At 57.4% G+C, this 25,793-nt stretch carries 27 protein-coding genes; 15 read left to right on the top strand and 12 right to left on the bottom strand.

The genetic code is table 11. The annotated features are described in order from the left end of the window. The first annotated feature begins 5 nt into the window (after positions 1-5). From HKD40_RS14815 to purH, 3 genes are all read left to right on the top strand, one after another. The gene (locus tag HKD40_RS14815; RefSeq protein ID WP_169196564.1) at positions 6-1,310 is read left to right on the top strand and encodes an RsmB/NOP family class I SAM-dependent RNA methyltransferase; all 1,305 of its coding nucleotides are present in this window, start codon (positions 6-8) and stop codon (positions 1,308-1,310) included. Between the two features lie 106 nt (positions 1,311-1,416). Beyond that, the gene (locus HKD40_RS18220; protein ID WP_169196563.1) at positions 1,417-3,024 is read left to right on the top strand and encodes a heparinase II/III family protein; all 1,608 of its coding nucleotides are present in this window, start codon (positions 1,417-1,419) and stop codon (positions 3,022-3,024) included. 80 nt (positions 3,025-3,104) lie between these two features. Beyond that, positions 3,105-4,688, top strand: a complete 1,584-nt coding sequence (gene purH, locus HKD40_RS14805) for a bifunctional phosphoribosylaminoimidazolecarboxamide formyltransferase/IMP cyclohydrolase (protein WP_169196562.1) — start codon at positions 3,105-3,107, stop codon at positions 4,686-4,688. A gap of 22 nt (positions 4,689-4,710) precedes the next feature. Here the strand turns inward: purH and HKD40_RS14800 are convergent, their stop codons facing one another. Together HKD40_RS14800 and HKD40_RS14795 are read right to left on the bottom strand one after the other, a co-directional pair. Further along, the gene (locus HKD40_RS14800; RefSeq protein WP_169196561.1) at positions 4,711-5,910 is read right to left on the bottom strand and encodes an ATP-grasp domain-containing protein; all 1,200 of its coding nucleotides are present in this window, start codon (positions 5,908-5,910) and stop codon (positions 4,711-4,713) included. 57 nt (positions 5,911-5,967) lie between these two features. Then, positions 5,968-7,272 (bottom strand): hypothetical protein, encoded by a 1,305-nt coding sequence (locus HKD40_RS14795; protein WP_169196560.1) that lies wholly within the window; start codon positions 7,270-7,272, stop codon positions 5,968-5,970. A gap of 203 nt (positions 7,273-7,475) precedes the next feature. Between HKD40_RS14795 and leuC the strand changes: the two genes are divergently transcribed. Continuing rightward, complete coding sequence (leuC, locus tag HKD40_RS14790; RefSeq protein WP_169196559.1) at positions 7,476-8,882, top strand: 3-isopropylmalate dehydratase large subunit; 1,407 nt, start codon at positions 7,476-7,478, stop codon at positions 8,880-8,882. Between the two features lies 1 nt (position 8,883). Further along, positions 8,884-9,312, top strand: a complete 429-nt coding sequence (locus HKD40_RS14785) for a metallopeptidase family protein (protein ID WP_169196558.1) — start codon at positions 8,884-8,886, stop codon at positions 9,310-9,312. A 2-nt stretch (positions 9,313-9,314) separates the two neighbouring features. On the opposite strand, the gene HKD40_RS14780 is transcribed toward HKD40_RS14785, so the two are convergent. Continuing rightward, positions 9,315-9,620: a hypothetical protein gene (locus HKD40_RS14780; RefSeq protein ID WP_169196557.1), complete on the bottom strand. Its 306-nt coding sequence runs from the start codon at positions 9,618-9,620 to the stop codon at positions 9,315-9,317. A 77-nt stretch (positions 9,621-9,697) separates the two neighbouring features. On the opposite strand from HKD40_RS14780, the gene HKD40_RS14775 reads away from it, so the two are divergent. The 3 genes from HKD40_RS14775 to trmD all read left to right on the top strand — a co-directional run bounded on the left by HKD40_RS14775 (position 9,698) and on the right by trmD (position 11,581). Then, positions 9,698-10,300, top strand: coding sequence for a DUF4893 domain-containing protein (locus HKD40_RS14775; protein WP_169196556.1), 603 nt, complete (start codon positions 9,698-9,700; stop codon positions 10,298-10,300). Between the two features lie 67 nt (positions 10,301-10,367). After that, positions 10,368-10,904 (top strand): ribosome maturation factor RimM, encoded by a 537-nt coding sequence (gene rimM, locus HKD40_RS14770; protein ID WP_169196555.1) that lies wholly within the window; start codon positions 10,368-10,370, stop codon positions 10,902-10,904. Continuing rightward, complete coding sequence (gene trmD, locus HKD40_RS14765) at positions 10,901-11,581, top strand: tRNA (guanosine(37)-N1)-methyltransferase TrmD (RefSeq protein ID WP_169196554.1); 681 nt, start codon at positions 10,901-10,903, stop codon at positions 11,579-11,581. The genes rimM and trmD overlap by 4 nt, the downstream gene beginning before the upstream one ends. A gap of 41 nt (positions 11,582-11,622) precedes the next feature. On the opposite strand, the gene HKD40_RS14760 is transcribed toward trmD, so the two are convergent. Next, on the bottom strand, positions 11,623-13,011 hold the full coding sequence (locus tag HKD40_RS14760; RefSeq protein WP_169196553.1) for a M20/M25/M40 family metallo-hydrolase: 1,389 nt from the start codon (positions 13,009-13,011) through the stop codon (positions 11,623-11,625). 137 nt (positions 13,012-13,148) lie between these two features. Between HKD40_RS14760 and HKD40_RS14755 the strand changes: the two genes are divergently transcribed. Next, on the top strand, positions 13,149-13,913 hold the full coding sequence (locus HKD40_RS14755) for a FadR/GntR family transcriptional regulator (RefSeq protein WP_169196552.1): 765 nt from the start codon (positions 13,149-13,151) through the stop codon (positions 13,911-13,913). On the opposite strand, the gene HKD40_RS14750 is transcribed toward HKD40_RS14755, so the two are convergent. The 3 genes from HKD40_RS14750 to HKD40_RS14740 all read right to left on the bottom strand — a co-directional run bounded on the left by HKD40_RS14750 (position 13,910) and on the right by HKD40_RS14740 (position 17,289). Continuing rightward, positions 13,910-15,268, bottom strand: coding sequence for an anti-phage deoxyguanosine triphosphatase (locus HKD40_RS14750; RefSeq protein WP_169196551.1), 1,359 nt, complete (start codon positions 15,266-15,268; stop codon positions 13,910-13,912). The two genes, HKD40_RS14755 and HKD40_RS14750, sit on opposite strands and share 4 nt — an antisense overlap. 106 nt (positions 15,269-15,374) lie before the next feature. After that, positions 15,375-15,995 (bottom strand): hypothetical protein, encoded by a 621-nt coding sequence (locus HKD40_RS14745; RefSeq protein WP_169196550.1) that lies wholly within the window; start codon positions 15,993-15,995, stop codon positions 15,375-15,377. Positions 15,996-16,272: 277 nt separating this feature from the next. Further along, positions 16,273-17,289, bottom strand: coding sequence for an NAD-dependent epimerase/dehydratase family protein (locus HKD40_RS14740; RefSeq protein ID WP_169196549.1), 1,017 nt, complete (start codon positions 17,287-17,289; stop codon positions 16,273-16,275). A 131-nt stretch (positions 17,290-17,420) separates the two neighbouring features. Between HKD40_RS14740 and HKD40_RS14735 the strand changes: the two genes are divergently transcribed. Beyond that, entirely contained in the window at positions 17,421-17,702 is a 282-nt protein-coding gene (locus tag HKD40_RS14735; protein WP_169196548.1) for a hypothetical protein, read from the top strand. On the opposite strand, the gene HKD40_RS14730 is transcribed toward HKD40_RS14735, so the two are convergent. After that, complete coding sequence (locus HKD40_RS14730; protein ID WP_169196547.1) at positions 17,699-18,709, bottom strand: LLM class flavin-dependent oxidoreductase; 1,011 nt, start codon at positions 18,707-18,709, stop codon at positions 17,699-17,701. The genes HKD40_RS14735 and HKD40_RS14730 overlap by 4 nt on opposite strands. Positions 18,710-18,889: 180 nt before the next feature. On the opposite strand from HKD40_RS14730, the gene HKD40_RS14725 reads away from it, so the two are divergent. Next, complete coding sequence (locus HKD40_RS14725; RefSeq protein ID WP_169196546.1) at positions 18,890-19,450, top strand: acyloxyacyl hydrolase; 561 nt, start codon at positions 18,890-18,892, stop codon at positions 19,448-19,450. A 56-nt stretch (positions 19,451-19,506) separates the two neighbouring features. Here the strand turns inward: HKD40_RS14725 and HKD40_RS14720 are convergent, their stop codons facing one another. After that, the gene (locus tag HKD40_RS14720; protein ID WP_169196545.1) at positions 19,507-20,697 is read right to left on the bottom strand and encodes an NAD(P)/FAD-dependent oxidoreductase; all 1,191 of its coding nucleotides are present in this window, start codon (positions 20,695-20,697) and stop codon (positions 19,507-19,509) included. A 320-nt stretch (positions 20,698-21,017) separates the two neighbouring features. Between HKD40_RS14720 and HKD40_RS14715 the strand changes: the two genes are divergently transcribed. The 3 genes from HKD40_RS14715 (at position 21,018) to HKD40_RS14705 (ending at position 23,893) form a co-directional block, all read left to right on the top strand. Beyond that, on the top strand, positions 21,018-22,052 hold the full coding sequence (locus HKD40_RS14715; protein ID WP_169196544.1) for an aspartate-semialdehyde dehydrogenase: 1,035 nt from the start codon (positions 21,018-21,020) through the stop codon (positions 22,050-22,052). A 102-nt stretch (positions 22,053-22,154) separates the two neighbouring features. Then, on the top strand, positions 22,155-23,030 hold the full coding sequence (locus HKD40_RS14710) for an EamA family transporter (RefSeq protein ID WP_169196543.1): 876 nt from the start codon (positions 22,155-22,157) through the stop codon (positions 23,028-23,030). Then, the gene (locus tag HKD40_RS14705) at positions 23,030-23,893 is read left to right on the top strand and encodes an EamA family transporter (RefSeq protein ID WP_169196542.1); all 864 of its coding nucleotides are present in this window, start codon (positions 23,030-23,032) and stop codon (positions 23,891-23,893) included. Before HKD40_RS14710 ends, HKD40_RS14705 begins: the two co-directional genes overlap by 1 nt. On the opposite strand, the gene HKD40_RS14700 is transcribed toward HKD40_RS14705, so the two are convergent. The 3 genes from HKD40_RS14700 to HKD40_RS14690 all read right to left on the bottom strand — a co-directional run bounded on the left by HKD40_RS14700 (position 23,890) and on the right by HKD40_RS14690 (position 25,472). Further along, a complete protein-coding gene (locus HKD40_RS14700) occupies positions 23,890-24,186 on the bottom strand; it encodes a hypothetical protein (RefSeq protein ID WP_169196541.1) in 297 nt (98 codons plus the stop codon). The two genes, HKD40_RS14705 and HKD40_RS14700, sit on opposite strands and share 4 nt — an antisense overlap. Positions 24,187-24,257: 71 nt before the next feature. Continuing rightward, positions 24,258-24,503, bottom strand: coding sequence for a hypothetical protein (locus HKD40_RS14695; protein ID WP_169196540.1), 246 nt, complete (start codon positions 24,501-24,503; stop codon positions 24,258-24,260). Positions 24,504-24,833: 330 nt separating this feature from the next. Continuing rightward, the gene (locus tag HKD40_RS14690; RefSeq protein WP_169196539.1) at positions 24,834-25,472 is read right to left on the bottom strand and encodes a carbonic anhydrase; all 639 of its coding nucleotides are present in this window, start codon (positions 25,470-25,472) and stop codon (positions 24,834-24,836) included. 67 nt (positions 25,473-25,539) lie between these two features. Between HKD40_RS14690 and HKD40_RS14685 the strand changes: the two genes are divergently transcribed. Further along, on the top strand, positions 25,540-25,746 hold the full coding sequence (locus HKD40_RS14685) for a DUF1737 domain-containing protein (protein ID WP_169196538.1): 207 nt from the start codon (positions 25,540-25,542) through the stop codon (positions 25,744-25,746). Positions 25,747-25,793 lie beyond the last annotated feature (47 nt).

The raw sequence follows: 25,793 nt of genomic DNA, 5'->3' as shown, positions 1-25,793 counted from the left end.
ACACATTGGCGCATAAACCAGATCCGGCAGGGCTAAAGCTCCGCCTCGTTGCTGCTCAGAAACTGAAGTCTGTTTTGGCTGGCGAACACTTTGCGCCACTAACGGCAGCAGATCTAAACGACGGTCGCGACAGGGCGCTCGCCAATCGCCTCATCACCACTTCTCTGCGTCGCCAGGGCCAGATTAACCTGATGCTCGCGGAGCTACTCGAGAAGGGTATGCCGCCGCGTTCTGGCACATTCGAGGCTGTCCTGCGCTTGGCGTTGGCCCAGCTGGTCTATTTGCCCGATCTTGGCGCGCATTCGGCGCTGTTCCTTGCTGTTGAAGCGCTCAAACGCGACAGCAAGGCCCGCCACCTCACTGGACTTATGAACGCAGTTCTGCGTAAAGCGCAGGCCAATTCGGCGCGCTATGCGCTGGATGGCGATGATCTTGATCTTATTCCAGAAACTTTGTTAGTGCGCTGGGCTACTGCATACGGCGATGAGGCGATGCCGGCCTTCGCTGAGGCGCTGATCACCGGCGCGCCACTTGATCTGACCTTGCGCGATGACAGTGACCAGTTGGTCGATGCACTCAATGCAGAGCGTTTGAACGCCGACAGTGTTCGCGTTGAAAGCCGTGACCGTCCGGTGGAAGCTCTTGTTGGCTATGACGAAGGCAAATGGTGGGTTCAGGACGCTGCTTCCGCCTTGCCTGCGCGCCTCTTCAAGCTCGACGTGGGGAGCACGGTTATCGACCTTTGCGCTGCCCCAGGGGGTAAGACTGCTCAGCTCAGTAAAGCTGGCTACAAGGTTACCGCGCTCGATAGCGACGGCAAGCGCCTTGAACGCCTCAAGAGCAATATGTTGCGTCTCGGCTATGCTCCCGAGGTAATTGAGGGCGATGCAACGACTTACCAGCCAGCAGAGCCGGTCGACGGCATTTTGCTTGATGCGCCGTGTTCAGCCACGGGCACTTTCCGTCGTCACCCTGAGGTTCTGTGGAGCCGCACCCTTGCCGATATCGCAGGTCGCAAGCGCTTGCAGCAGGCCATGATCAAGAATGCGGTTGCAGCGCTTAAGCCCAACGGCACGCTGATCTATTGCGTCTGCTCGCTGGAGCCCGAAGAGGGCGAAGAGCAGGTAGACTGGATCAAAGCCAATCTGAAAACAGTGACGCTCGATCCGATCCTCGCCGAAGAGGTGCCAGGTCTCGAAGCTGCCGTTAGTGCTGCTGGACTGCTGCGTACTCATCCTGGCATGTCGCCCAATCAACTTGCTGGGGGCATGGATGGCTTCTTCGTGGCGCGCTTCCGTCGAACAGGGTAAACCTTTCCTAAATATGGGGCGCGGTGAAGGCGGTCCGGGAATAGGTAGTGATAGTTAAGTATCCCGAGTTGGCGGCGAATTACTCTTCTGGTGAAGGGTTTGCATTGTGAGCGGGCGGCTGACCAAAGCCGGTCGCAACTTTGTGCTGGGCGTCGCCGATTCGCTTATTACAACGCCATTGATGCGGTGGACTTGGCGCGGACAGATCGACCACGCCTTCGCAGGTGATCTGCCCGATTACCGCCCCGCGGATCGTGACGCTGTGCGCGAGATGATGTCAGGTCGTTATCTTCTGGCCTCTAAGCTGGTTGAAACCGGTGGCGCCTCCCCGTTCACTGTTGAGCCTGATCACCTAGACTGGTGGAATAACCTCCATAGTTTCTCGTGGCTCCGGCATTTCCGTGACGTACGAGATCCGGGTGAGAAGCTTTTCGCGCGCACTTTGGTGCTCGATTGGATCCTCAAAGAAGGTGGGTTTGAAAGCGATAGCTGGACGCTCACCCTAACGGGGCAGCGCATGCTAAACTGGCTGCGCTATCTGACGCTCATTCTTGATGGCGCAACGTCGGATCAAGCAAAGACCATTCACCGGTCGATAGCCATGCAGGTCCAGAGCTTGCGGGTTCGCGGTGGCTTGGCGGCCGACCCTGTGGAAGCACTCTATGCGGCGATGGGCGTTTTGGGGGCTGAGCTGTCGAGCGTTGCCGATGAGCCCGATTTGGGCCCGGCAGTGGCGCGTGTGGATGCGCTTCTTGGCAAGCAGATAGACACAGATGGGCTCCACCTATCCCGTAGCCCAAAGGTACAACTGGCACTGCTAGTTGAGCTTGCGACCCTTAAGCGCGCTGCAGGTCGCCATGGCAGCGCCTCGATGGCCGATCTGGCGAACAAGATTGATCACATGCACGAGGCACTGGACGCGTTGACATTGTCGAGCGGCGAGCCGGTGTATTTTAATGGCACCGGTCAGCTGCCTCACGATATTTTGGTCGCCCTCCAATCGATCACGCCGACCCAACCGCGAAAATCTCGTCTGCTTGGTGGTTACGGCATTATGCGGGACGGCAATACGGTCGTCGTCTGCGACTCCGGTATTCAACCGCCCACCGGCTTTGACGGCGAAGCACACGCCAGTGCGTTAGCTTTCGAGTTTTCCTATGGCAGCGAGCTGGTGGTGGGCAATTGTGGTCCTGCGCCGTCCGACCTCTTCGAGAGCCGCGACCTATTCCGTCAGGCACTGGCGCATTCGACCGCCACGATTGACGGGGAAGACGCTATTGATCCTCGTTCGTCAGCCACCCATTTCATCACGCTCGATACGGCAGAGCACATGATGATGTGCACCACCACTGGCTACGCAGGCCGGTTCGGTGTTGAAGTCGAGCGCCGGATGACGCTGTTGTCCGAGGGTACGACCCTTGTGGGCCAAGATCGCATTTTGGCCCATGGCGAGCCAAAAGGTCGCTTGGGGCTGCGCTTCCATCTCGGGCCTGGTGTTGATCTTCGCTACACCAATGGTGATGGAATGGTTCGATTGGTTTTACCTAGCGGCCGCGTGTGGAGCTTCCTTTGGGAAGGGGCGCATTTGATGGAAGAAGACAGCGTTCGCCATTCGGCGACGCGCGGCTTCCAGCGCACGCGCCAGTTGGTGCTCGAGGCCGCTGTTACCGACACCACAGAAGTTGCCTGGATCTTTACTCTCGAGCAGCCATAGAAGGCCCGAAAGGGATTGGCCTTTGAGCCGTCTCGTGGTAGCGAGCCGCACAACTCCTTCAACTTTGGCGAGAAGCTTCCATGGGCAAGACAGTAACGGTCGGGCGTGCTCTGCTTTCGGTATTCGACAAATCTGGCATGGAGGAGTTCGCACGCGGCCTCTCTGAGGCTGGAGTCGAACTGGTATCGACTGGCGGTACGCATAAGCTGATCGCCAATGCAGGCCTTCCAGTTCGTGAAATTTCCGAGCTCACGGGCTTTCCTGAAATGATGGATGGCCGCGTAAAGACCTTGCACCCTAAGGTGCATGGCGGCCTTTTAGCGGTCCGCGACAATCCTGAACACAAAACATCAATGGATGAGCATGAGATCGGCCCGATCGATCTCGTCGCAGTCAATCTTTATCCGTTTGAAAAGACTGTCGCCTCGGGCGCGTCTTATGACGACATCATCGAGAACATCGACATTGGTGGCCCGGCGATGGTGCGCTCAGCCGCAAAAAACCATGCCTATGTGACAGTGGTTGTTGATCCGGCCGACTACCCTGCGATTTTGGAAGCCATCAAGAACGGTGGCATTCCTTATGAACTGCGCCAACGCCTTGCTGCGAAGGCCTATGCCCGTACCGCTGCTTATGATGCGGCGATCTCGGCGTGGTTTGCCAAGGAAATCGAGTTCCAGGATGTCACCTATCGCTCCTTCGCCGGTACTTTGCGCGAAGTGATGCGTTATGGCGAAAACCCGCACCAATGGGCGGCCTTCTACGCCAATGGCGAGCAGCGCCCCGGCGTTGCAACGGCCAACCAAGTGCAGGGCAAAACCCTCTCCTATAACAACATCAATGATACTGACGCTGCCTTTGAACTGGTCTCGGAGTTCGACCCGAACCAGACGGCAGCCGTCGCGATCATCAAGCACGCCAACCCATGTGGTGTCGCTGTCGCCGAAGACCTGAAGACCGCTTATCTCAACGCCCTGCGCACCGACCCGGTCTCGGCCTTTGGTGGCATCGTTGCGCTCAACCGTGAGATCGACGCTGAAACCGCGACCGAAATCGTCAAGGTTTTTACCGAGGTGATCGTTGCCCCTTCTGCGACGCCAGAAGCGGAAGCGATCATTGCGGCCAAGAAGAATCTGCGTCTCTTGCTGACAGGTGGTTTGGCGGACCCCAAAGCCGATGGCCTCGTGGTGAAGTCGGTTTCGGGCGGGCTCTTGGTGCAGGGGCGTGACAATCGTAATGTCGATGATTGCGAGCTCAAAATTGTCACCAAACGCCAGCCGACTGAAGCCGAGTTGGCCGATCTCAAGCTTGCGGCAAAGGTCGCCAAGCACGTCAAATCCAACGCGATTATCTACGTGAAGGATGGCGCGACTGCAGGCATTGGCGCTGGCCAGATGAGCCGCGTAGACTCCGCTCGTGTGGCGCACCGCAAGTCAATTGATGCGGCTGAGGCTGCTGGTATTGAAGGCGCTCTGACCCAAGGTTCTGTCGTTGCGTCCGATGCGTTCTTCCCATTTGCCGATGGGCTTGAAGCGCTTGTTGCCGCTGGCGCAACAGCTGTTATCCAGCCGGGTGGATCGATGCGTGACGACGAAGTGATCGCCGCGGCCGATGCGGCCGGTATCGCAATGGTCATGACGGGCATGCGTCACTTCCGTCACTAAAATAAAACTGGGCTGCTTTCGCCTACCGCGGGAGCAGCCTTTTAATCTTGCGCAGAAGATGCACGGGGACTTCTGCGAGCGCCGGCTTGAGATCGTCAGCCGCGAAAATTGACGATACGGAGCGCGCGAAGATGGATCGGCGTCCCGCGTAACCCAGCCGCCCTGAGCGCACCAGAGACTGCAGAAGCGAAAGCGTGTTGGGCACCGGATGGCGCCAGCTTGGGCCATATTTTGCCGTGTGCGTCTCTGGCATTTCGCTCTTAGCCAATAGAGCCGCAAGTGTCGGAAAATCAAACCCTGCGGCCTCACCAAGGCCGATCCAGGCCCAGATGCGGGTGTTCACGTCGAGGAGCTTTAGGCTATTGTCACGCTGATCGAGTTTGAACTCAACCTCGACAAGCCCGTGATAGTGGACTGCCTCGAGGAGCCGCCGCGCTTGGGCTCCAACCTCTGGCAGCTCTACAGTTTCTACAAAGGGGCTTGTGCCAAACTCTGCCGGAAACTGACGCGAGCGCCGAGCGGTCAGGCTGCAGAGTTCAATTCCGTGATCCCACAGGCCCGCGTATGAAAATTGGGCGCTGCCGTCGCCCGGGATCAGCTCCTGCACAACAAACCCGTGTTCGCCCATATATTGCGTTGCGGCAGTGAACTTAGGCTCGAACTCAGCGATGCTATCGGCACGCCAAGCTTTGGCTTTCGTCAGCGGATTGATCTTCTCGGTTGAAGAGGGTTTGAGAACGACTGGATAGCGAATGTCCTCAGCGCTGGTCGTGTGGGCGTCTCCATCCCAGTAGACTTTCGGGAAATCAATACCGAGCCGCTCGGCCAAGCTGCAAAGTTGCGCCTTGTCATTCAGTGGCTCAAGGGCGGCCCAAGGCATGGTGACAAGGGCAAAATGGGCGGCAAGGGCGTCATAGTTCTGAGTCACGAATTGCACTTCGTGATCGCTACTTGGCAAGAGCAGCCAGTTCGCAAACCCCAGCTTCAGGCTTTGCTCGAGGAAAAACTCTAGCGCATTGGATTGGTCAGGGCCCTGCCAGGCCACATGGTGCTGAATGTATCGCGAATATTGCGCGGCCGTGTGTTGGGTTGAGAAGAAGGCAACAGGGATGCCATGTCGACCAAAACTGCGTGCCGCCGCGAGGCTGCCGTAAGATCCACCGAGAAGAATGACGCCGGGTAGTTTCGTTGGCAGTAGAGTCTTTCGAGCGTCGATGGTCATAACAAGCAGACTGCCAATCAGGGGCCGATTAATCTGCCCCAAGTAAACCCTCTCTACTTACCGTCCGGCCGTAAATAATTTGTGAGTGCGAATAGTTTCGAAGATGTCACCGCGCCTCCCCTGAAGTTTCTGGGTGAGCCATCCAAGCCCCACTGCCCACACAAGTTCAGCCACTAAGAGTGCAGTCGCGATGCCAGTAAGGCCCCATAGAGGGGTAAGTAGCGCTGAGAGGAGCAGCAGGACTATCACAGCCAGTGCGCATAGTGCTGCGCTGCGGATTTGGTGCCCACCCAAGGCGAGCAGATGCCCGTTCATCCCGCCCATCACGCGGATCGATTGGCTGATGAGGAAGATAACAAGCGGCCAGTAGCCCGCACCATAGGCAGGACCAAATAGTGCGAGGACGAATGGTCCTATTATGATGGCGACGACTGTTGCCGCGATCATATTTCCAATGCTGATGATATTGGTGCGCAGCAGCAAGGCATCTGATTCCGAACGGTTGGCACTCGACATTGTGGCCACCAAATCTCGGAGCACAAATTGCTGAGATGCGGCGCTGAAGAAGCCGACAAGAGCCGCGAGCCGCACTGCAACGCCCAGCACGGCAACTTGGCTGGGTGGCAAGAAGAGGCCGCCGATTAGGATAACGAGGTCTGCTGTAGCACCCGATACGATTGTGACCATCAACATGGCCGCCGCTCGGCTACGGTAATAGGGGCGAAGATCGCGCAAGTGTGCGCTCTCCACCCGGGCAAAGGCGTGGTCTTTGCCCAGCAGCAGTGCCTGTCCAATGGCCACGGTCAGCGCAATGACCACCATCGCGATCAGCACATAATCAATTGGCGCGTTCAGCCTTAATAGAGCGAGCGCAGCGAGGAAAAGCAGCAAAAGTCCGGGGCGAATGACGAAGTCGGGCACGTAGGAGAGGCTGAAACGCTTATGCGCGTTCGCGACGCTATTGTTCATGCGGATGACGGCAAGGGGAATTGCCGCGAGCACTCCGAAGAGCGCCGCTTTTGCAAAGCCGTCTTCAAGTGGGAGGACGAAGGCGAACGGCGTCACCACCAGAAAAAGCGCGATAAGAACGAAGATATCCCGTCTTGCCGCGCTTAAAAACGCACGCTCAAGATTTAGACGGCCAAAAGCTCTAAATCGGGCGAGATAGGTCAGGGCGATCGTGTGATACCCGCCTGTCGCCATAAGACTGACGAAGGCGGTCACCGACATTGCGAGAAACGCCATGCCCACATCATGCGGCAGAAACATGCGTGCGAGCATGAGCTGGCTTAAGAAGCCGAAGCCTGCTCCGGCAAGTCGGGCCCCCATAACGCCAGCAATTGCCATTAAGATACGCGTCATCGGGCCACTGCCTATTTCCCCCCAGCGTGGAGAGCGACACTGCCTCCGCATGCGTGTCATTTCGGTTAAATCACGCGCCAGTTTGTTTCAGGTGGCACTCTCTCCAAAATCAGCCGTACTCATCGGTACGGTTCTAGTTGACGCAGGTCCGTGCTTAGGCTTAGAACCAATCCAATCTATCATTTCTCCGCTCGGATACGGACATGACCAAGGCCCGCACGCTCTACGATAAGATCTGGGACGACCACCTCGTTCAGAATAACGAAGATGGTACGAGCCTGCTCTACATCGACCGCCACCTCGTTCACGAAGTGACCAGCCCACAGGCGTTTGAAGGTCTGCGTATGAACGGTCGCAAGGTCCGTCATCCAGAGCGTACGCTTGCTGTCGTTGACCACAACGTCCCGACCACCGATCGTTCGCTGCCCAATCCGGATCCAGATAGTGCGATCCAGATCGAGACTCTGGCTGAGAACACCCGCGACTTCGGCATTGAATATTACGACCCCTTCGACAAGCGTCAGGGTGTTGTCCATATCGTTGGGCCGGAACAGGGCTTTACGCTGCCGGGCATGACCATTGTGTGCGGCGATTCCCATACCTCCACCCACGGCGCTTTTGGCGCTTTGGCCCACGGTATCGGTACCTCCGAAGTGGAACACGTTCTGGCGACCCAGACGCTGATTCAGCAGAAGGCCAAGAACATGCTGGTGCGTGTTGACGGTCAGTTGCCAGCAGGCGTCACGGCCAAGGACATCATTCTCGCTATCATCGGTGAAATCGGCACGGCCGGCGGCAATGGCCACGTGATCGAGTTTGCTGGCGAAGCCATTCGCTCGCTGTCCATGGAAGGCCGTATGACGGTCTGCAACATGACCATTGAAGGCGGCGCACGCGCTGGCCTGATCGCTCCAGACGAAACCACCTTTGCTTACGTAAAGGATCGTCCACGCGCGCCGAAGGGCGAAGCCTTCGACATGGCCGTCGATTATTGGAAGACCCTCTACACCGACGAAGGTGCACATTACGACAAGGTCGTCGTTCTCGACGCAGCCAAGCTGCCGCCAATTGTGTCCTGGGGTTCCTCGCCAGAAGACGTTATCTCGGTTCAGGGCGTTGTTCCCAACCCAGATGATATCGCTGACGAAACCAAGCGTGCATCGAAGTGGCGCGCGCTTGACTACATGGGTCTCAAGCCCGGTACGCCGATCACCGACATCAAGATCGACCGCGTTTTCGTTGGTTCTTGCACCAACGGCCGTATCGAAGATCTGCGTGCAGTCGCGTCGGTTGTGAAGGGCAAAAAGGTTGCTTCGACCGTGTCCGCGATGATCGTCCCAGGCTCCGGTCTGGTCAAGGAACAGGCTGAAGCTGAAGGTCTTGATGTGATCTTCAAGGATGCTGGCTTTGAATGGCGCGAGCCAGGCTGCTCCATGTGTCTGGCGATGAACCCAGATAAGCTCAAGCCAGAAGAGCGTTGCGCTTCGACCTCGAACCGTAACTTCGAAGGCCGTCAGGGCTTTAAGGGCCGCACCCACTTGGTGTCCCCAGCCATGGCAGCAGCTGCTGCAATCGCTGGCCATTTCGTCGACATTCGCGACCTGCACTAATTTGAGTGCCGCCGATTGGTCGGGGCGGTTCGCCCCGACATTGGATGACATTGAAGCATTGGCGAGCCAAGCGCTCGCCACTCTTCCCGAACCCTTCAAGAGCCTTGCGGCGGATGTCACCTGTCAGGTGGCCGAATTTGCCGAAGACGACGTGCTTGAAGGCTTTGGCATGGACAGCCCGTTTGAATTGATGGGCCTATTCCAAGGCATTGGTCTCACCGAAGACGGGGCAGTGCCGCAAACTGGGCAAGCACCCAATTCCGTTTTTCTCTATCGTCGCGCCATTCTCGATTATTGGGCCGAGCATGATGACAACACCTTGGGTGAGATCGTTACCCATGTGTTGATCCATGAACTGGGCCATCACTTCGGCTTCTCCGATGAGGACATGGAAGCGCTTGAAGCGCAGGCCGACGCCGAAGAGCTCTAAGCTCAAATCTCGTCTTTGTTGACGAACTCAAATTCAGCTTCATTGCCGCCCGACGGATCATCCGACACGCGCAGTGCGAGATTGTTCTCGTCGAGTGCGGTGAACCACTCTTCCCAACTCACCAGTTGAAAGCCGCCAACGCGGTCAGGCCCCTGGTCACCATTGGCGTTCATGGCCTCTTGGCCAAAGGCGAGCTGTAAAATGGTGCGGCTGTCCAGGCCATCAGGCACTTCCATCAGCACCGGATTTCCGGCCCGCGCAATTGTCCACTCGCGGATGTCTTCACGGTCGGTGAGAATTTTGCTCATCATGCTCTCCTTACTGGATGAGTTGAGAATACATTTTTACCATGCAAAGTTCCGACGCCTGTTGAGGAGGCCAGTCGATGCCACGTTTGGGTTTAGAGCTATCGGGGGCGTGTCTCTCATTTCTGGCCCTGACTGGGTCAGCGAGCGCTGACAGCTGCACTGTTCCTGCATATGTTGAGCTACGGGCCGCAGATGTACAGCGGATTGACAGTTTCGAGACCGCCCGAACGCGCGGATTAAAAGAAGCCATGGCTGGCGCCACCAAGGCTGAGAGCAAAATTCTCACGGATGTAGTGTGGGCTAAAACATTGCCCTTCAATGAAATTCCTATGGGTGCCTACCAATGCCGCGTCATCAAATTGGGTGGGATCACGCCCGTCAGCATCTACCCCTATTTCGAGTGTGTTGTTTCGGAGATGAGCACCGCGATTGAAAAGTTTACCGGCTCTCAGCGTTTTCTCGGGACACTGCACAGCAATGACAGCGGCTCCGTATTCTACAAAGGTGCGCTTAACTATCAGAACGAGCCTGAGCCGATCTTCTTCGGCGACGATGCTGAGCGCAATCAGGTGGGCTGTGTGTTCCAGATTTCGGCCACTTCGCCGCGGTATCGGATGGAATTACCGCTGCCACTCTACGAATCTACCTTTGATGTGATCGAATTGGTCCCGAAAGACTGAACCAGCTCTTTTGCCCAGTGCGTGAAGCCTGATATGAGCGGCAACGGATAGAATACAAAGGCGCGAGATGGCTCAGAACTCCAACCGCATCCTCTTGGGTAAGATTGGTGCTGCCCACGGCATTAAAGGCGAAGTGCGGATTATTTCGCACACGGAAGACCCAGAGGCAATTGGCAGCTACGGTCCGCTCGATACAGATCGTCCGGGGCTCGTGATCACCATTGAAAAGGCGCGTCTCAGCAAGACCGTACTGGTGGCGCGCTTGAAGGGCGTGGCTGATCGTAATGCGGCCGAACTGCTCAATGGCGTTTCGCTGTTCGTTGATCGCGAGCGCTTGCCAGAGACCGATGACGAGGATGATTTCTATCATACCGATCTCATTGGCCTCGATGCGCGCTTGGAAAACGGCGTGTCGATCGGTGAAGTCTCGGCTCTGCCCAATTTCGGCGCTGGGGATTTGATTGAAGTGCGCGACCCGCGCTATGGCGACACATTCCTTTATCCCTTCACCAAGGCGGTGGTGCCCCAGATCGATATCAAGGGCGGCTATTTGGTGATTTCGCCGCCATTGGACGCTGATCCGGGCGAGGAAGAGCCAGCGTGAGTTTTTCGGCAGATATTATCACCCTATTCCCCGATCTGTTCCCCGGCACCTTGGGCGCTTCGGTTCTGGGGCGTGGCATGGCCGATGGCCATTGGCAGCTGAACGCTACGAATTTGCGAGATTTTGCCACGGACCGCCATCGCACTGTTGACGATACGCCGTCTGGCGGTGGCGCCGGCATGGTGCTCAAACCCGATATTTTAGCGACAGCAATTGATGCCGTAGCGCCGGCAAGCGATCCGCGTCCGCGTATTCTGATGTCCCCACGCGGCAAGCCGCTCACCCAGCAACGCGCGCATGAGCTTGCGGTGGGGCCGGGCGTGGTGATTGTCTGCGGACGTTTTGAGGGCGTGGATCAGCGCGTTATCGATGCGCGTCAGCTCGAAGAAATTTCCATCGGAGATTATGTCCTCGCCGGTGGTGAAGTGGCGGCCATGGTGCTGCTCGAAGCTGTGGTGCGCTTGATCCCCGGTGTGCTCGGAGCGCTGGATAGTCGCGACGAGGAAAGCTTTGAGAACGGCATGCTCGAATATCCCCACTACACCCGTCCACAGGTGTTTGAGGATCGAGAAATCCCGGCGGTTTTGACCTCGGGGGATCATAAGAAAATTGCCAAGTGGCGGGCCGAGCAATCGCTCGAGCTGACCAAGGCGCGGCGCCCGGATCTCCTAAAATAAGCGCAATAAAAAAGGCCCCGAAATCGGGACCTTTTCTTTTCTTACTGCGCCAGTGCACCAAGCACGCGCACCCATGAGCGGATGCCGCGATGGTAGCTTTCGAGATCGTACTTCTCGTTAGGCGAGTGAATCTGATCGTCGATATGGGCAAAGCCAATGAGGAGGGTGTCGAGGCCGAGGATCTTCTTAAATTCGCCCACGACCGGGATTGAACCGCCCGAACCAGTAATGACAGCCTGCTTGTTCCATTCGTCGGTAAGGCCGGCGAGTGCCTGACGGAGCAGTGCACCATCAGCCGGAACGGTCATAGCTGGCGAACCGCCGTGCTCGATAAATTCGACCGAGCAATCTGGTGGCAGCATCGACTGAACATAGGCGCGGAAAGCGGCGCGGATTTTCTTCGGGTCCATGCCGGAGACGAGGCGGAAGGAAATCTTGGCGCTAGCCTTGGCTGGGATGACGGTCTTAAAGCCATCGCCGGTATAGCCACCGATCATGCCGTTGATTTCGCAGGTTGGGCGGGCCCAGAGCTGTTCAAGAACGGAGCGGTTCTTTTCGCCCGCAGGGGTGTGCAGGTCGACGGCGCCGAGGAAGGCCTTTTCGTCAAAGCCGAGGCCTGCCCATTGCGCCTTAAGTTCATCGGAAAGCTCGGCAACATCGTCGTAAAAGCCGGGCAGGGTGCAGGAGCCATCGGCGGCGCGAAGGCCCGCGACAATATTGGCAACCACCTGATTGGGGTTGGCGGCAGCATTGCCGAACATGCCCGAGTGCAGGTCCTTGTCGGCGGCGGTGACGATGATTTCTTCGCCCACCAGACCACGCAACATGGTGGTGATCGACGGGGTCGTGCGGTCCCACATATCGGTGTCACAGACGAGCGCGATGTCGGCCTTCAGCTCTTCGGCATTGGCTTTCATGAACGGAGGCAGGTTCTTGCCGCCGCTTTCTTCTTCGCCTTCCAGCATTAGCGAGACGCGAACAGGCAGCGCGCCCGTTGCCGCCTTCCAAGCGCGGCAGGCCTCGATAAAGGTCAGCATCTGGCCCTTATCGTCGGACGCACCACGGGCGACGATGATCTTGCGGCCGTCTTTTTCCTTGATCTGCGGATTGAACGGATCGGTGTCCCAGAGCGAGATCGGGTCGACGGGCTGAACGTCATAGTGCGCGTAGAACAGCACGTGCGTACCAGGCTGTTCTGGGCCGTGGGCAACAACCACCGGATGGCCCGGCGTTGGGCGGGCGGCGGCATCAAAGCCGAGGTCGGTCAGCTCATTGGTGATCCAGTCGGCAGCTTTTTGGCATTCTGCGGCATATGCCGGATCGGTCGAGATCGACTTGATCCGCAGAAGGTCAAAGAGCCGGTCCAAGCTGTTTTGGAGCCCGTGATCGACTTCACTGAGAACTTTGTCGATCGTTTCTTTGCTGGTCATGAACTGAGGTCCTTGGTGTATGGGCAACGCGTTTGGACACCATGGCGCGGGGCGCTTCATCATGTCCAGCCTCTGTGGGTCTATTCTTGTTATCTTACTGCGCCTATGGTGCGCGCGAAGATTTGAGGAGCATGTGCATGGATCGGTCAGGCGGGAAGACGCGGCATTCAGGGGATCTGATTGCAACGCTATCCGGGCGAAATCTGGCGCGAAATCTGCACTCGGATGTGCTCTGGAGCCTCGGCTTGGGCATCGTGTCGGGCGAATATGCCGAAGGAACGATCCTGCCTTCCGACGCGGAATTGCTCGAACGCTTCTCTGTGTCCCGTACTGTTCTGCGTGAGGCGCTCAAAACTCTTGCCGCCAAGGGTATGATCGAAGCACGTGCCCGTATCGGCACCCGCGTCCTGCCGCGCAACCGTTGGAACCTTTTTGATGGCGATGTCCTGGCCTGGTTCTTTGAACTGGGGCCAGAGGTGGGCTTCCTCAGAAGTCTCGCTGAAGTGCGAATCGGTATCGAAATTGAGGCCGCAGCCTTGGCGGCGGAACACGCCGATCCGGAAGCGGCCGCTGAGCTAATCGCTTGGGTCGATAAAATGGCTGCCGCCACCGAGCCGGTCGAGTTTGCCCGCTGCGATCTCGAATTCCACAAAGCCGTTGCCGCCGCCTCGGGCAATCCCTTTATGGCGTCGATCTCGGCACTGGTTGAAATGGCGCTGACAGCGGCCTTTACCATTTCCTCGCCGGTCAACGAGCCCGATGCGCTCGCGATTACGGTGGGGGTCCATCGCCGTATCGCTGAAGCCATTCGGGATCGTGATCCGGTTCTCGCCCGCGCCGCTATGCGCGAGGCGATCGCTCAGGGTTTTGAACGCGCTGCTGGACGGATGGAAGAGGCCTAAACCAGATCGAACACTGAGCCCATTCTTGGGGTGAAAAGGCGTTCATAGGTTTTCATCAGCGTGCCGTCGGTCATGCTGGCGATATAGTCGCAAATGATCCGTGGGTTTTCGTCCGCGTCCTGCCAGCGCTTCAGCACGTCTGGCGGCAAAAAGGCCTGCGGCTCGGATGAGACCGCTTCAAACACCGACACCACCATCTGCTGTCCCTTAAACTCCATCTGCTGCACTGAGGGAGAGCGGATGACGTTGTGATAGACAACATCCTTCAAAGCACGGACAAAGGCGCGGTCTGGAGCAGGCAATTCCGCGCGGTATTTGACGATAGGGTCGTCAAACTCAGCGTGTTCGACGATTTCGATCCGCGCCATGAGATGGTGGATGATACGTCCGATCCAGCGTTTGAGACTCAAAGTTGAGCGACCAAAGAGGCCCGCCACGAAGGTCGCGTATGGATTGGTGCCGAACTCTTCCGGGTAGCGAGCGGTCAGTGCTTCCAAAATGCTGGCACATTTGTCTTCGGTGACACTCGCCAAAAAAGCCTCTTCGCTGATGAGGCGCAGTTTGAGTGCGTCTTCGAAATCATGGACGCCAAAGGAAATATCGTCGGCCACGTCCATGATCGAACAATCGAAGGATTTGTGCAGGGCTTCGGCATGTTTGCCAGGCTTGGCGCGGGCACTGGTGAAGGCATCGCGTTCCGCTGGAGAGAGCGGATCGATCAACCAACCGACTATATCGACCTCGCTATCGAGATAGGCCTTGGGGGGCTTCGAGCGCTGACGATCGATCAGTTGTAGCGTGGATAGGCCTTGGTTAAGCGCGGGCTTTAATTCGGGATTGGCGGCGGTCGAATAGGCGACGGGGTATTTTAAAATACCCAACATGGTGCGCCGCGTGAGGTTTGAACCTGCGCCATGAGAAAACTCTTCTAGGCGCCCGATGATGCGCAGGGTCTGGCCATTGCCCTCAAAGCCGCCGTGATCGCGCATGCAATAGTTGAGTGCGACTTCGCCGCCGTGGCCAAAAGGCGGGTGCCCCAGATCATGCAAGGCGCTAATGGCTTGAATGGCTATCAGGCTTGGCAGGTGTTGGCTGCGCGGGCCGTTCGCATAGGTGTGCGCCAGTTGCCGTGTAATGCCGCCCGCGATCTGCGCCACTTCCAGGCTGTGGGTCAGGCGGGTGCGATAAAAATCGCCATCACCGAGCCCGAGGACCTGGGTCTTGCCCTGCAATCGCCGGAAGGAAGCGGAATGCACGACGCGGGCGTAGTCGATCTCTTCTGGCAGGCGAATATCGTCCGTTTGGGCGTCCGTTGCTTCCCGACGCTCAAACCACACCGCACCTGCCTCTGACATCGCTCAAAACCCCACTGCCGAACACGTCCATTCGGCAGCATTTTAGGCGACTGAATGGCCCGTTCCTTCGAGCATAAACCGGCCAAACTGCCAATGGCTTTGGCGCTTACTTCCCGGTTTCTGCGCGGGTGCGCGGTGCGGCCTTGGGCCAAACTGCGTTGAAGCGCTGCACAGACGGGTCATTGCGGGCAATGCGAATGTCATTGGCAAGGCGATCGGCCCAGCGGCGAGCCGTTTCGACAATAGTGGCGTTGAGATTTTTGCCCGAGAAGATTGTCGAGACGCTCCAAAGTCGCGCCTCGGCAGCAATATTGAAGACTTTTTGAGTGTGGGTGAGGCTGCCCAATTCGCTGTTCGAGCGGATGATGGTTTCCAAGGTCATATGACCGATGCACGCGCCGCCCGCAGCCTGATAACCGATGGTCGAGAGCCGCAAAATGGGGCTCAGCGCATCATAGCTGGCGAGGGGTTCGGTGTAGACAGTGACCCCTGCCATGACCAATTCCGAACGCAGCGCGTGAAAAACCTCACTCTGATTGGTCCAGCACGAACCGTTGACCTGATCGCTGACAACCAATTCTACCGCGCGCATAAGACCAAGCGCCTGAGCGCCTGACATGGTTTCTGTCGCCTGTGCCCGCTGGTTCAGATACGCCGTTTCGCTGGCAAATTCTGCTGCGATGGAGGGACTGGAAAATGCCAGTGTTGAGGCCACGATCGTGGCCAAGCAAATACGACTGTCCACCATTATCCCTTTGCCAATATTGTGGTATATCAGTGTAACTTAGTTCTTTTTTATGCGGGCGTTGTAAAGCGCTCTATCCACAATCAATACCTGTCACCGTGGCGCGGAATTTTCTAAGACTTCGCTAACGCGCTTTCGACAACGGCCAGCCTGAGCGTCCCAACGACGGTTCGGTCGCATCCTCCAAGAATGATCGGATGTAACTGAGGGGCTCCGATCGAATAACTGGCGTGGACGCTATCCCGCGCTCTGCGGATGCTTACACGAGTTTCCGTTCAACAAGGCTTTTCGCTGTGGCCAGCACAGCTTGCTTGGCGGGAATGAAATCATGGCCAAGCAGAGCAATCGCGGCCTTTGAATCGAGCGGCTTAGGGTACCCCAACTCCCCAACATTATCCCGCACTTGCTGATCGAAACGCGCATAGAACCGTACCAGCCAGTCCGGGATTTCAAAGCGCGGAATGCGATAGCTGGGGTAGGCGGCCTTGAGAATCTTTGCCGTGTCAAGAAAGAGCAGCGTGCCGTCCCCCATAGGAAAACGCTGCCCGCCAGCGCTTGGCGTGGTCATCGCTTTGACATGGGCCTCGGCCACATCGCGCGCATCGATGCAGGTAATGGGAATACGCGGAGCGGCCGGCACGGAGCCATCCATCAGGCGTTTGATCAGCAGGCCCGAGGTGCCGACATCATCGTCAAGAAGAGGGCCGAGAATAACGCTGGGATTGATCACGGCGAGCCGTTCCATCTGGCCTGCAGCCTTCACCAGCTCCCAAGCGCGGCGCTCGGCGCGGGTCTTGCTCTCGATATAGGCGTTTTGCGGTCGGCCATCGAGATTGGTCCAATCTTCTGGTCCAAAGGGCTTGGTGCGGGATTTGTCGTGGCCATAGGCCATCGCGGCCATAGAAGAGGTGAGCACGATGCGTTCGACACCCGCCTTGAGCGCTGCCGTAATTGCACGCTCGGTACCAGCAACCGCCGGGCCAACAAGCTCGCTCTTGTCTTTGGGCATATTAAGCACGAAGGGCGACGCTGTGTGCTGCAGATAGCGCACGCCGTCCATCGCTGCGTCCCAGCCATCGTCGTTGGTCAGATCCAAACACACAAAGCTTAGTCGGGAGACATCACACTTGGCTTTGGCCAGAGTGGTTCGAACGGCATCGGCCTTTTTCAGATCGCGCACACTGCCGCGCACGGTAAAGCCCGCGTCGAGCAGGGCCTTGGCGACATGCCCGCCGAGAAAGCCAGAAACGCCCGTGAGAAGAACTGTGTCGGTCATGCCTGCGCCCCTGCCATTGCTATAGCGGCATCTTAAGGGCTGCGTCCGGCTCAAGCCAGTGTGATTGCGCTTCTAGGAACTCTTGCACAGACCACTCGTTCGACACGCAGAACACCGGGAGGAGCGAAAATATGTTCAACAGTCATTTCTTAACTGCGCACCACGACATCCGAGCCTGGGTGCTTGAGCAGCACGGGTGTCCGGCGATCGCTTTGACACGCGATCGAGACGGGGCTGAAAAGGCTCAGCTCCGCCTTAAATTCGTGCGCTACGGCGATGAGGAAGCGCTCGATGGGCAAACCACACCGTGCTCGTGGACGGCGTGGCTTGCCGAACTCGACCGCCAGCAATTGGCATTGAGGGTCGAGCCGTCTGGCGATTACGCTCTAGTGCCCCGAAATACCGTGCACTAAGCGCGGGCCTGAATGCCCAGCGCTTCGGCCAGCAGTTTGTAGGAGCGGCGGCGCAGATCATAGGAGTGGATGGTTGTGGTCACCATCACTTCATCAGCGCCCGCCGCCTTCGCTTTGGCGGAAATTTCTTCTGCCATGCGCTCGGGGCTGCCGACCATCCAAAGAGCGGATTGATGCTCAATGATCGAGTGTTGTTGCGCGGTCAGCTTGTAGGCCGAGGCCTCTTCTGGAGAGGTCAGTTGACGCTGTTCCCCCGTGAGGAAACGCGCCCAATTTACCGCCTGCGAGGTGGAGAGGTATTTTGCTTCTTCGTCGGTCGGCGCGCAGATGACCGATAGACACAGCAGGGTTTTGGGCTCTGGAAACTCTGCGCTAGGCACAAAGGCATTGCGATAGGCGGCAAAAGCGGGCGCAGCCGGGGTGTGGCTGAAGTGCGCAGCAAATGCATAACCAAAGCCGACCTGTCCCGCCGCTTGCGCCGATGCGCCCGATGAGCCGAGCAGCCACTTCGGTGGCAGTTTGATGCCGCCTGGGGAGACCGGAACACGTGAGAAGGGGTGGTCAGCTGGAAAACTGTCGTCGTCAAACGCCATCAGCTCGGCGAGATAATTTGAAAACTCTTCACCGCCACCACTGCGTAGCGCGCGCATGGCATATCCGTCGCCCCCTGGCGCGCGGCCAATACCAAGGTCAATGCGGCCCGGATGCAGAGCTTCAAGGGTGCGATAAGCTTCGGCGATACGGAGCGGCGCGTGGTTGAGAAGCATGACGCCTCCGGAGCCAACGCGAATATTCTTGGTCGCCGCAGCAGCGCTGCCGATCAGAATTTCGGGAACAGAGGATGCAATGGACGGCATGCCGTGGTGCTCGGCATACCAGAGGCGTGTGTATCCTAGCCCATCGGCCGCCTGCGCTAGTTTGATGGTTTCAGCCATCGCTTGTGGCGTGGTTGAGCCCTGAGCGATGGGGGCCAGATCCTGAAGCGACAGAGCGAAGGGCGCAGACATGGCTCAACCTTAGTACAATTTCGTTTCATCGTTAGATCACGATGAAGCTGGGAAAAATCAACCCTTCAGGTGAAAAATAGAGTCAGGGGAGTCGCTTCCTTGTCCAGTGTGGCTGAAATGAGCTTGCGGCTAAGCCTTCATTCACGCAGTAATTCCCATCTCTGTATGAGGATAGATTCCATGAAGCGTATTCTTGCCGCCGCTGCCGTTGTGGCTGGCGTGGTTTCAACACCAGTGTTGGCGCAGGATTTTGGACTGTCTGAAGTGCGCGGCGGCGTGTTTGCTCACAGTGCTGACGAGCCAGGCGCGCTGTTCGGCGTCTTCAACGTCTCCCGCATGCAGGACCTCAATGTCGAGCTTTTGTTCGACACCCCCGGTCTGACAGAGTGGGTCACTCTTGGTGAGCTGCGCCCTCATCTTGGCGCCACCATCAATTACGCCGGGCTCGAATCTATGGCCTATGCTGGCGTCAGCTGGACTGTGCCGCTATTTGACACACCCATCTTCGCCGAGCTCAGTTTTGGTGGTGCGGTCCACAATGGCTCAACCAATGGACAGGCTGTTGCCCCTGCGCGCGACCTTGGCTGTTCATTTGTGTTCCGCGAGTCGGCCAGCTTGGGCGTGATGCTCAACACGAACGCGTCGATCATGGCGACGGTCGAACACGCGTCCAATGCGAACCTTTGCGATGGCAATCGCGGTCTGACCAATATGGGTGTTCGCTTCGGCTATAAATTCTAAGCCCAGCGCGACACAGCAGATATAAAAAAAGCCCGGGTCGCCCCGGGCTTTATCATTTAGGCCGCTTGGCCCGCGGAATAGCCAGAGGCCCAAGCCCACTGGAAGTTATAGCCGCCCAACCAGCCGGTGACGTCTACCGCCTCGCCGACAAAGAACAAGCCGGGCACATCGCGCGCCATCAGCGTTTTCGCGTCGAGGTCAGTGGTGTCGATGCCACCCAAAGTGACTTCCGCTGTGCGATAACCTTCTGAGCCAACTGGTTTTAGGGTCCACTTGTTGATCACTTCGGCAGCGGTCGCGAGTTTCTTGTCCGAGAAATCGCCGATCATGCCGGGCTGGTTGATGACTTCACCGATCAGCTGCGCCAAGCGCTTTGGCAGGCGGTCACCCAGCGCGGTCTGGATATGCAGTTTCGGCGTAGCCTTGCGGGCTGACTTGAGGAATTCAAGTGCGTCTTCGCCCGCCAGAAGATCAACCGAGATCGCATCACCTTCGCGCCAATAGGACGAGATCTGCAGAATTGCTGGGCCGGAAAGGCCGCGGTGGGTGATCAGCAGCGCTTCTTCAAACTTGGTCTTGCCGTGCGAGACAATGGCATTGGTCGAAACGCCAGCCAAAGGCTTCAGCATTTCCAGCGCGCCGGGCTCAAAAGTGAGCGGCACGAGGGCCGGGCGGGTGTTGGTGACCTTAAGGCCGAACTGGCGCGCAATCTCATAGGCAAAGCCGGTCGCGCCCATTTTCGGAATGGATTTGCCACCCGTTGCAATGATTAGGCTTGTCGCGGTCACGCGGCCATCGCCAACCATAACGTCAAAGCCTTCGTCGGTTTTCTCAATGGTACCAACGGAACGGCCAGTCCAGATCGTTGCGCCAGCGGCGCGCAGATCATTGGTCAGCATGGTGATGATCTGCGTGGCGGGGCCATCGCAGAACAACTGGCCGAGGGTCTTTTCGTGATAGGCGATGCCCTGCTTTTTCACGCGCGCGATAAACATTTCAGGAGTGTAACGCGACAGCGCCGACAGCGCGAAGCGCGGATTTTGGCTCAGGAAGCGCTCGCGGCCCAGAACGTGAGTGGCGTTCACATTGGTGAAATTGCAACGTCCGCCACCGGAAATGCGGATCTTCTCGCCGGGGTCGCGGGCATGGTCGACCACCAGCACCTTGCGCCCACGCTTGCCGGCTTCAATGCCAGCCATCATGCCTGCAGCGCCCGCGCCAATAATCAATACATCGTAGTCGGCCATGTGTGGTCCTTTCGTCTATCCGAGGCGTATCTGGGGCCGAGAGTTTCAGCAAGCGCATTGACTCTGTCCTACAGTGGAGTATGACAAGTCCTGCACTTCAATAGGAAGTTAGAGTTCGTCATGCGCAGCTTCGGCTCCATCGCCACTATCGCAATAAAAACTTGGCCAAAAGCCGAGTGCGATACTGCCATGACTAAAACCACCAAAACCGCTTAGAGCTTTTCCCCGGGTCGTCTCCCGTCGGGGAGAGGCTCAGAAAACCACTGGCCGCATCAAACGATGCGCGGGGGCGGTGAATGGTAAGGGACCGGAGTTCCAAAATGGGTTATCGCGTCGCAGTCGTCGGGTCCACGGGCAATGTGGGCCGCGAAGTTTTGAACATTCTGGCCGAACGCAAGTTCCCGGCGGATGAAGTTTTCGCTCTCGCATCGTCAAAGTCGATTGGCAAAGAATTGTCCTATGGCGACAAGATTTTGAAGGTGCGCGATCTGCAGCACTTCGATTTCTCGACCGTCGATTTTGCGATCATGTCGGCTGGCGGCTCTATCTCCAAGGATTGGGGTCCAAAGATCGCAGCGGCAGGCGCCATCGTCATCGATAACTCGAGCTATTGGCGTTACCACGCCGAAGTGCCGCTGGTGGTTCCTGAAGTGAACGGCGCGATCCTTGAGCGTTGGCTGGCTGACGACAAGCGTCAAAACATCATCGCCAACCCAAATTGCTCGACCGCCCAGCTGGTTGTGGCCCTCAAGCCGCTCCACGATGCCGCCAAGATCAAGCGCGTTGTTGTCTCGACCTACCAGTCCGTTTCCGGCGCTGGCAAGGAAGGCGTCGACGAGCTGTGGAACCAGACCAAGGGCATTTTCGTCAACGATAGCCCAACCCCAGCCAAGTTCCCCAAGCAGATCGCCTTCAACGTCATCCCGCACATCGATGTGTTCATGGAAGACGGCTACACCAAGGAAGAGTGGAAGGTTCTGGCAGAGACCAAGAAGATCCTCGATCCCAAGATCAAGGTCACCTGCACCGCCGTGCGCGTTCCGGTTTTTGTTGGTCACTCGGAATCGGTCAATATCGAGTTTGAAAACCCGATTACCGCTGACGAAGCCCGCGAAATCCTGCGTGAAGCTGATGGCATCACCGTGCTCGATAAGCGCGAACCAGGCGGCTACGCGACCCCGGTTGAAACCGTTGGTGATTACGACACCTATGTCAGCCGTATCCGTGAAGACGTCACCGTCGAAAATGGTTTGGCTATGTGGGTTGTTTCAGACAATCTGCGTAAGGGCGCAGCGCTCAATACCATTCAGATCGCGGAAACGCTGATCGCCAAGGGTCTCAAGCCCCGCGCGTAATCTCGTGATGCAAGCGCTCACTATTGGCGCTTCGCAAAATCGCGGAACAAGACTAGAAGGCGGGCAGTGATGCTCGCCTTTTTGCTGTGAAGGACCAGTGTAATGCAGCCGCGCGATCTGGTTCTGGCGCTCATTGTGGTGCTGGTTTGGGGCATCAATTTTATCGCCATCAAATGGGGCGTCGAAGAAATCTCGCCCTATATGCTGACTGCGCTGCGCTATATCGGGTGTGCGCTCCCGGCAGTCTTTTTTATCCGAAGGCCCCAAGTCAGCCTTGGCCTGCTCACCGCTTATGGCTTTAGCGTTGGGGTGCTGCAGTTCAGTTTCCTATTCTTGGCCATGCGCGAAGGCATGCCCGCCGGGCTCGCCAGTCTCGTCATGCAAATGCAGGTGTTTTTCACCCTAGCGCTGGCGGTGCTGGTTCTGCGCGATCGCCCGGCGTGGGTGCAGTGGGCCGGCGCGGGACTTGCGCTTATCGGTTTGAGCGTCATCGGGGCCGAACATGTGGGCGGCGCCATTTGGGGGCCGCTGCTGCTGACCATTGTCGCGGCCTTCTGGTGGGCTGTTTCCAACATCGTCACCAAACAGGCGGGCAAAATCGATATGTTGGCCTTCGTTGTTTGGGGCGCGCTGATCCCGCCCTTGCCGATGGTCGTCTTGGCGCTGATCTTTGATGGTCCGAGCGCCATAACTGGTCTTCTCGCCGTTTCGCCGCAAGCTATCGGCTCGGTGCTGTTTATCGCCTATGGCTCGACGCTTTTGGGTTATGGCTGTTGGGCGTTTTTGCTGGGTAAATATCCCGCCAGCATGGTCGCGCCATTTACCCTGCTGGTGCCCATAGTTGGCTTTGTTGCGGCCTATTTCATTTTAGGTGAGCAGATGAGCTGGTTTGAGATTGGGGGCAGTCTGCTGATCTTTTTGGGCCTTCTGCTCAATGTGTTTGGGCCTCGTTTTCTTAACCGCGTGCGATCCAACTAATGCCTATCCGTCATGTTTTGCTCGCTCTTGTGGTTGTCGCGATCTGGGGCTTTAACTTCGTCGTCATCAAACTGAGCGTTGAGGCGATGCCGCCACTGTTCGCGGCGGCGCTGCGTTTTCTCGCCGTCGCCATTCCGGCGGTCTTTTTCATCAAGCCCCCTAAAGCCCCGGCGTGGTTGGTCATTGCCTATGGCTTGGCATTTGGCTTTGCACTCTATGCCTTCCTCAACCTGTCCATGGCCTGGGGCATGCCTGCGGGCCTGTCTTCGCTGGTGCTGCAGGTGCAGGCCTTTTTTACCATGATCATCGCCTTCCTGATTTTAGGAGAGCGACCCAATCGGTTTCAGATCATGGGGGCGGGTGTGGCGTTTTTTGGCATTGCCGTCATTGCCACTGAGCGTTTGAGCGGCACTGAACTTTTGCCGCTCAGCTTTACTGTTCTTGCGGCTTTGGCTTGGGGAGTTGCCAATGTGCTGACGCGCATGGCTGGGCGGGTCAATCCACTATCGCTCACCGTTTGGGGTTCGCTTGCTGCGCCCTTGCCCCTTCTGGCTTTGTCGCTCCTCACCGAAGGGGGAGCCGCGATCGCCACGGCGATATCGAGCTTTAGTTTGAGCGACGCAGGCCTGATTGCATTTTTGGCCTATCCATCATCCATGCTGGGCGGCGTTATCTGGGCGTGGCTGCTGATGCGTCACCCCGCTTCAGTGGTGGCACCATTCACCCTGCTCGTTCCTGTCACCGGCTTGGTCTCGGCCTATCTGGTCTTGGGTGAAACAATCACGGGTGTTGAAATTTTGGGCGCGATGTTTGTCATTGCAGGCCTCGCGGTGACCTTGGCCAAAAGGCGCCCTGTGGCTTAGTCCAAAACGGGCTCAATGGGCTCGGATGGCGCTGGGTCAAGCATCATGGCTGGCGACGGTAAAGCCGTGGGTTGCAGGCCATTGAGTTGTTCTGGCGTGAGCCCGCCCCATCCATCCGCGTCCGCTCGCGCATATTCGTCTTGGCTCAGATCGGGCCAGACTACGCGCAATTCTTCAAAGCTTAGTCGCCCATTGCCATCGGTATCGACGGCCTGAAAGGTCAGTGGGGATTGGGCAAAGCTTAGGCTCGATGAAAGGGTCAACGCTGCAAGAGCCTTAAGGATAATGCGCATGGAGGGTCCTCCATCTGAATAGGAATGGCTGCGGCCGCCCTAATCAGTTAGGGCGGCCGACGGCAGGTCGATTATTGTGCGCTTGCTGCCAGCAAGGCGTCATATTCTTCGGCAGAGAGTGCGCCATTGCCATCGGTGTCAGCCGCAGCGAATGCCTCAGGCGTTAGGTCTGGCCAAGCCACTTGTGCTTCAGCGATAGAAATTGCGCTGTCCGCGTCGGTGTCAACAGAAGCGAAGTCCGTGGGCGTTGCAACCTGCGCAAAAGCAGCGCTAGTCAGGCCAAGGGCGATAACAGATGTAAGCAATGTCTTCTTCATGGGTTTCTCCATGCTGATAGCTTTCATGCAATGCCTTTTTGGGGCACTGGCGGCGCTGAATGGCCCCGCGAGAAACAATCTGACGGGGTAATATGGCCAGTTGTGCGCCCTCATGGGGCGAGGCTGGACCCATGTCGGGACCATTTTGAGGCCGGGATAATCCCCCGCCGTTAAATGAAAATAATCGTCTGAAGTGACAGATCTGAACTAGAGTGAAGTGTCTCTGTCGATCAATTGATCACGATCGTGGCAGATCAAATGCCCATAAAAGGCAAAAAGCAGGCGGGAAGACCTGCCTGCTTTTTATAAAGATGGGTTGGGGGCGTTTTATTATGGGAAGGGGCGGATGAAGTCGCCGTTCTGGTTCATAACCCACAATTCCCCGGTCGAAATATCAAACCATGCGCCATGTACGGCCAGTTTGCCTTCGGCTTCCAGCTGGCTCACATAAGGGAAACTGCGCAGGTTCTGAATGGAGTTGCGTATCGAAATGCGCTCCATTGCCGTCTGGCGTTCAGACTGGGTCAACAGATCCGCGCCAGCCAGCTGGCTTGGCAGATCGCCGAGCATGCCGAGCCACTTGCCGATAAAGTCGCCGCTATCCAGAGGGGTCGTCGCTGGGTTGAGCGCCGCCTGCATGCCGCCGCAGCGCCCATGGCCCATGATGACGATATTGGCGACGCCGAGCGCCTTAACGGCATATTCGATGCCGGCTGAGGTGCCGTGCTGCCCACCGTCTGGTTGGTACGTGGGCACAAGATTGCCGACGTTGCGCAGCACGAACATTTCACCCGGGCCAGAGTCGAAAATCATTTCTGGCGCGGCGCGACTGTCGCAGCAGGCAATAATCATTGTGGTGGGGTTTTGGCCAAGGTCGGCTAGACCGCGAATGCGTTCCTTTTCCCGGGTATAACGCCCGGACATGAAGTTCGCGTGGCCATCGAGAAGATGCTGAGGAAAGCTATGCATAACCACTCGATTAGCTGTAAGAGCCTTCAAGATCAACACCGGCTTTAGCCGTATATGGGGGGCAATTATGCAGATCTATCGTTTTCTGACGGGCGAGGACGACTCTTCTTTCTGTCACAAGGTCACAAAGGCATTGACCGAAGGGTGGCAATTACATGGTAGTCCAACTTACGCTTATGATCAGGTGACGAAAAAAATGCGGTGCGGCCAAGCTGTCACGCGTATTGTTGATGAACAGGTCTACGATCCGAGCCGTAAACTCACCGATTACTAAAAGCATTTCTCCCGCCCATTACCAGCGCGCTGGTACTGAAACGGGAG

The organism is Devosia sp. MC1541, from assembly GCF_012847305.1.
Lineage (GTDB): Bacteria > Pseudomonadota > Alphaproteobacteria > Rhizobiales > Devosiaceae > Devosia.
This window is presented reverse-complemented; position numbering and strand designations above follow the sequence as displayed.

Bases quoted from the DNA above. Each gene is read 5' to 3' on its own strand.
- purH (WP_169196562.1), top strand. From the start codon at position 3,105: ATGGGCAAGACAGTAACGGTCGGGCGTGCTCTGCTTTCGGTATTCGAC.
- HKD40_RS14800 (WP_169196561.1), bottom strand. From the start codon at position 5,910: ATGACCATCGACGCTCGAAAGACTCTACTGCCAACGAAACTACCCGGC.
- HKD40_RS14795 (WP_169196560.1), bottom strand. From the start codon at position 7,272: ATGACGCGTATCTTAATGGCAATTGCTGGCGTTATGGGGGCCCGACTT.
- leuC (WP_169196559.1), top strand. From the start codon at position 7,476: ATGACCAAGGCCCGCACGCTCTACGATAAGATCTGGGACGACCACCTC.
- HKD40_RS14780 (WP_169196557.1), bottom strand. From the start codon at position 9,620: ATGAGCAAAATTCTCACCGACCGTGAAGACATCCGCGAGTGGACAATT.
- HKD40_RS14775 (WP_169196556.1), top strand. From the start codon at position 9,698: ATGCCACGTTTGGGTTTAGAGCTATCGGGGGCGTGTCTCTCATTTCTG.
- rimM (WP_169196555.1), top strand. From the start codon at position 10,368: ATGGCTCAGAACTCCAACCGCATCCTCTTGGGTAAGATTGGTGCTGCC.
- HKD40_RS14760 (WP_169196553.1), bottom strand. From the start codon at position 13,011: ATGACCAGCAAAGAAACGATCGACAAAGTTCTCAGTGAAGTCGATCAC.
- HKD40_RS14755 (WP_169196552.1), top strand. From the start codon at position 13,149: ATGGATCGGTCAGGCGGGAAGACGCGGCATTCAGGGGATCTGATTGCA.
- HKD40_RS14750 (WP_169196551.1), bottom strand. From the start codon at position 15,268: ATGTCAGAGGCAGGTGCGGTGTGGTTTGAGCGTCGGGAAGCAACGGAC.
- HKD40_RS14740 (WP_169196549.1), bottom strand. From the start codon at position 17,289: ATGACCGACACAGTTCTTCTCACGGGCGTTTCTGGCTTTCTCGGCGGG.
- HKD40_RS14735 (WP_169196548.1), top strand. From the start codon at position 17,421: ATGTTCAACAGTCATTTCTTAACTGCGCACCACGACATCCGAGCCTGG.
- HKD40_RS14730 (WP_169196547.1), bottom strand. From the start codon at position 18,709: ATGTCTGCGCCCTTCGCTCTGTCGCTTCAGGATCTGGCCCCCATCGCT.
- HKD40_RS14725 (WP_169196546.1), top strand. From the start codon at position 18,890: ATGAAGCGTATTCTTGCCGCCGCTGCCGTTGTGGCTGGCGTGGTTTCA.
- HKD40_RS14720 (WP_169196545.1), bottom strand. From the start codon at position 20,697: ATGGCCGACTACGATGTATTGATTATTGGCGCGGGCGCTGCAGGCATG.
- HKD40_RS14715 (WP_169196544.1), top strand. From the start codon at position 21,018: ATGGGTTATCGCGTCGCAGTCGTCGGGTCCACGGGCAATGTGGGCCGC.
- HKD40_RS14710 (WP_169196543.1), top strand. From the start codon at position 22,155: ATGCAGCCGCGCGATCTGGTTCTGGCGCTCATTGTGGTGCTGGTTTGG.
- HKD40_RS14705 (WP_169196542.1), top strand. From the start codon at position 23,030: ATGCCTATCCGTCATGTTTTGCTCGCTCTTGTGGTTGTCGCGATCTGG.
- HKD40_RS14700 (WP_169196541.1), bottom strand. From the start codon at position 24,186: ATGCGCATTATCCTTAAGGCTCTTGCAGCGTTGACCCTTTCATCGAGC.
- HKD40_RS14695 (WP_169196540.1), bottom strand. From the start codon at position 24,503: ATGAAGAAGACATTGCTTACATCTGTTATCGCCCTTGGCCTGACTAGC.
- HKD40_RS14690 (WP_169196539.1), bottom strand. From the start codon at position 25,472: ATGCATAGCTTTCCTCAGCATCTTCTCGATGGCCACGCGAACTTCATG.
- HKD40_RS14685 (WP_169196538.1), top strand. From the start codon at position 25,540: ATGCAGATCTATCGTTTTCTGACGGGCGAGGACGACTCTTCTTTCTGT.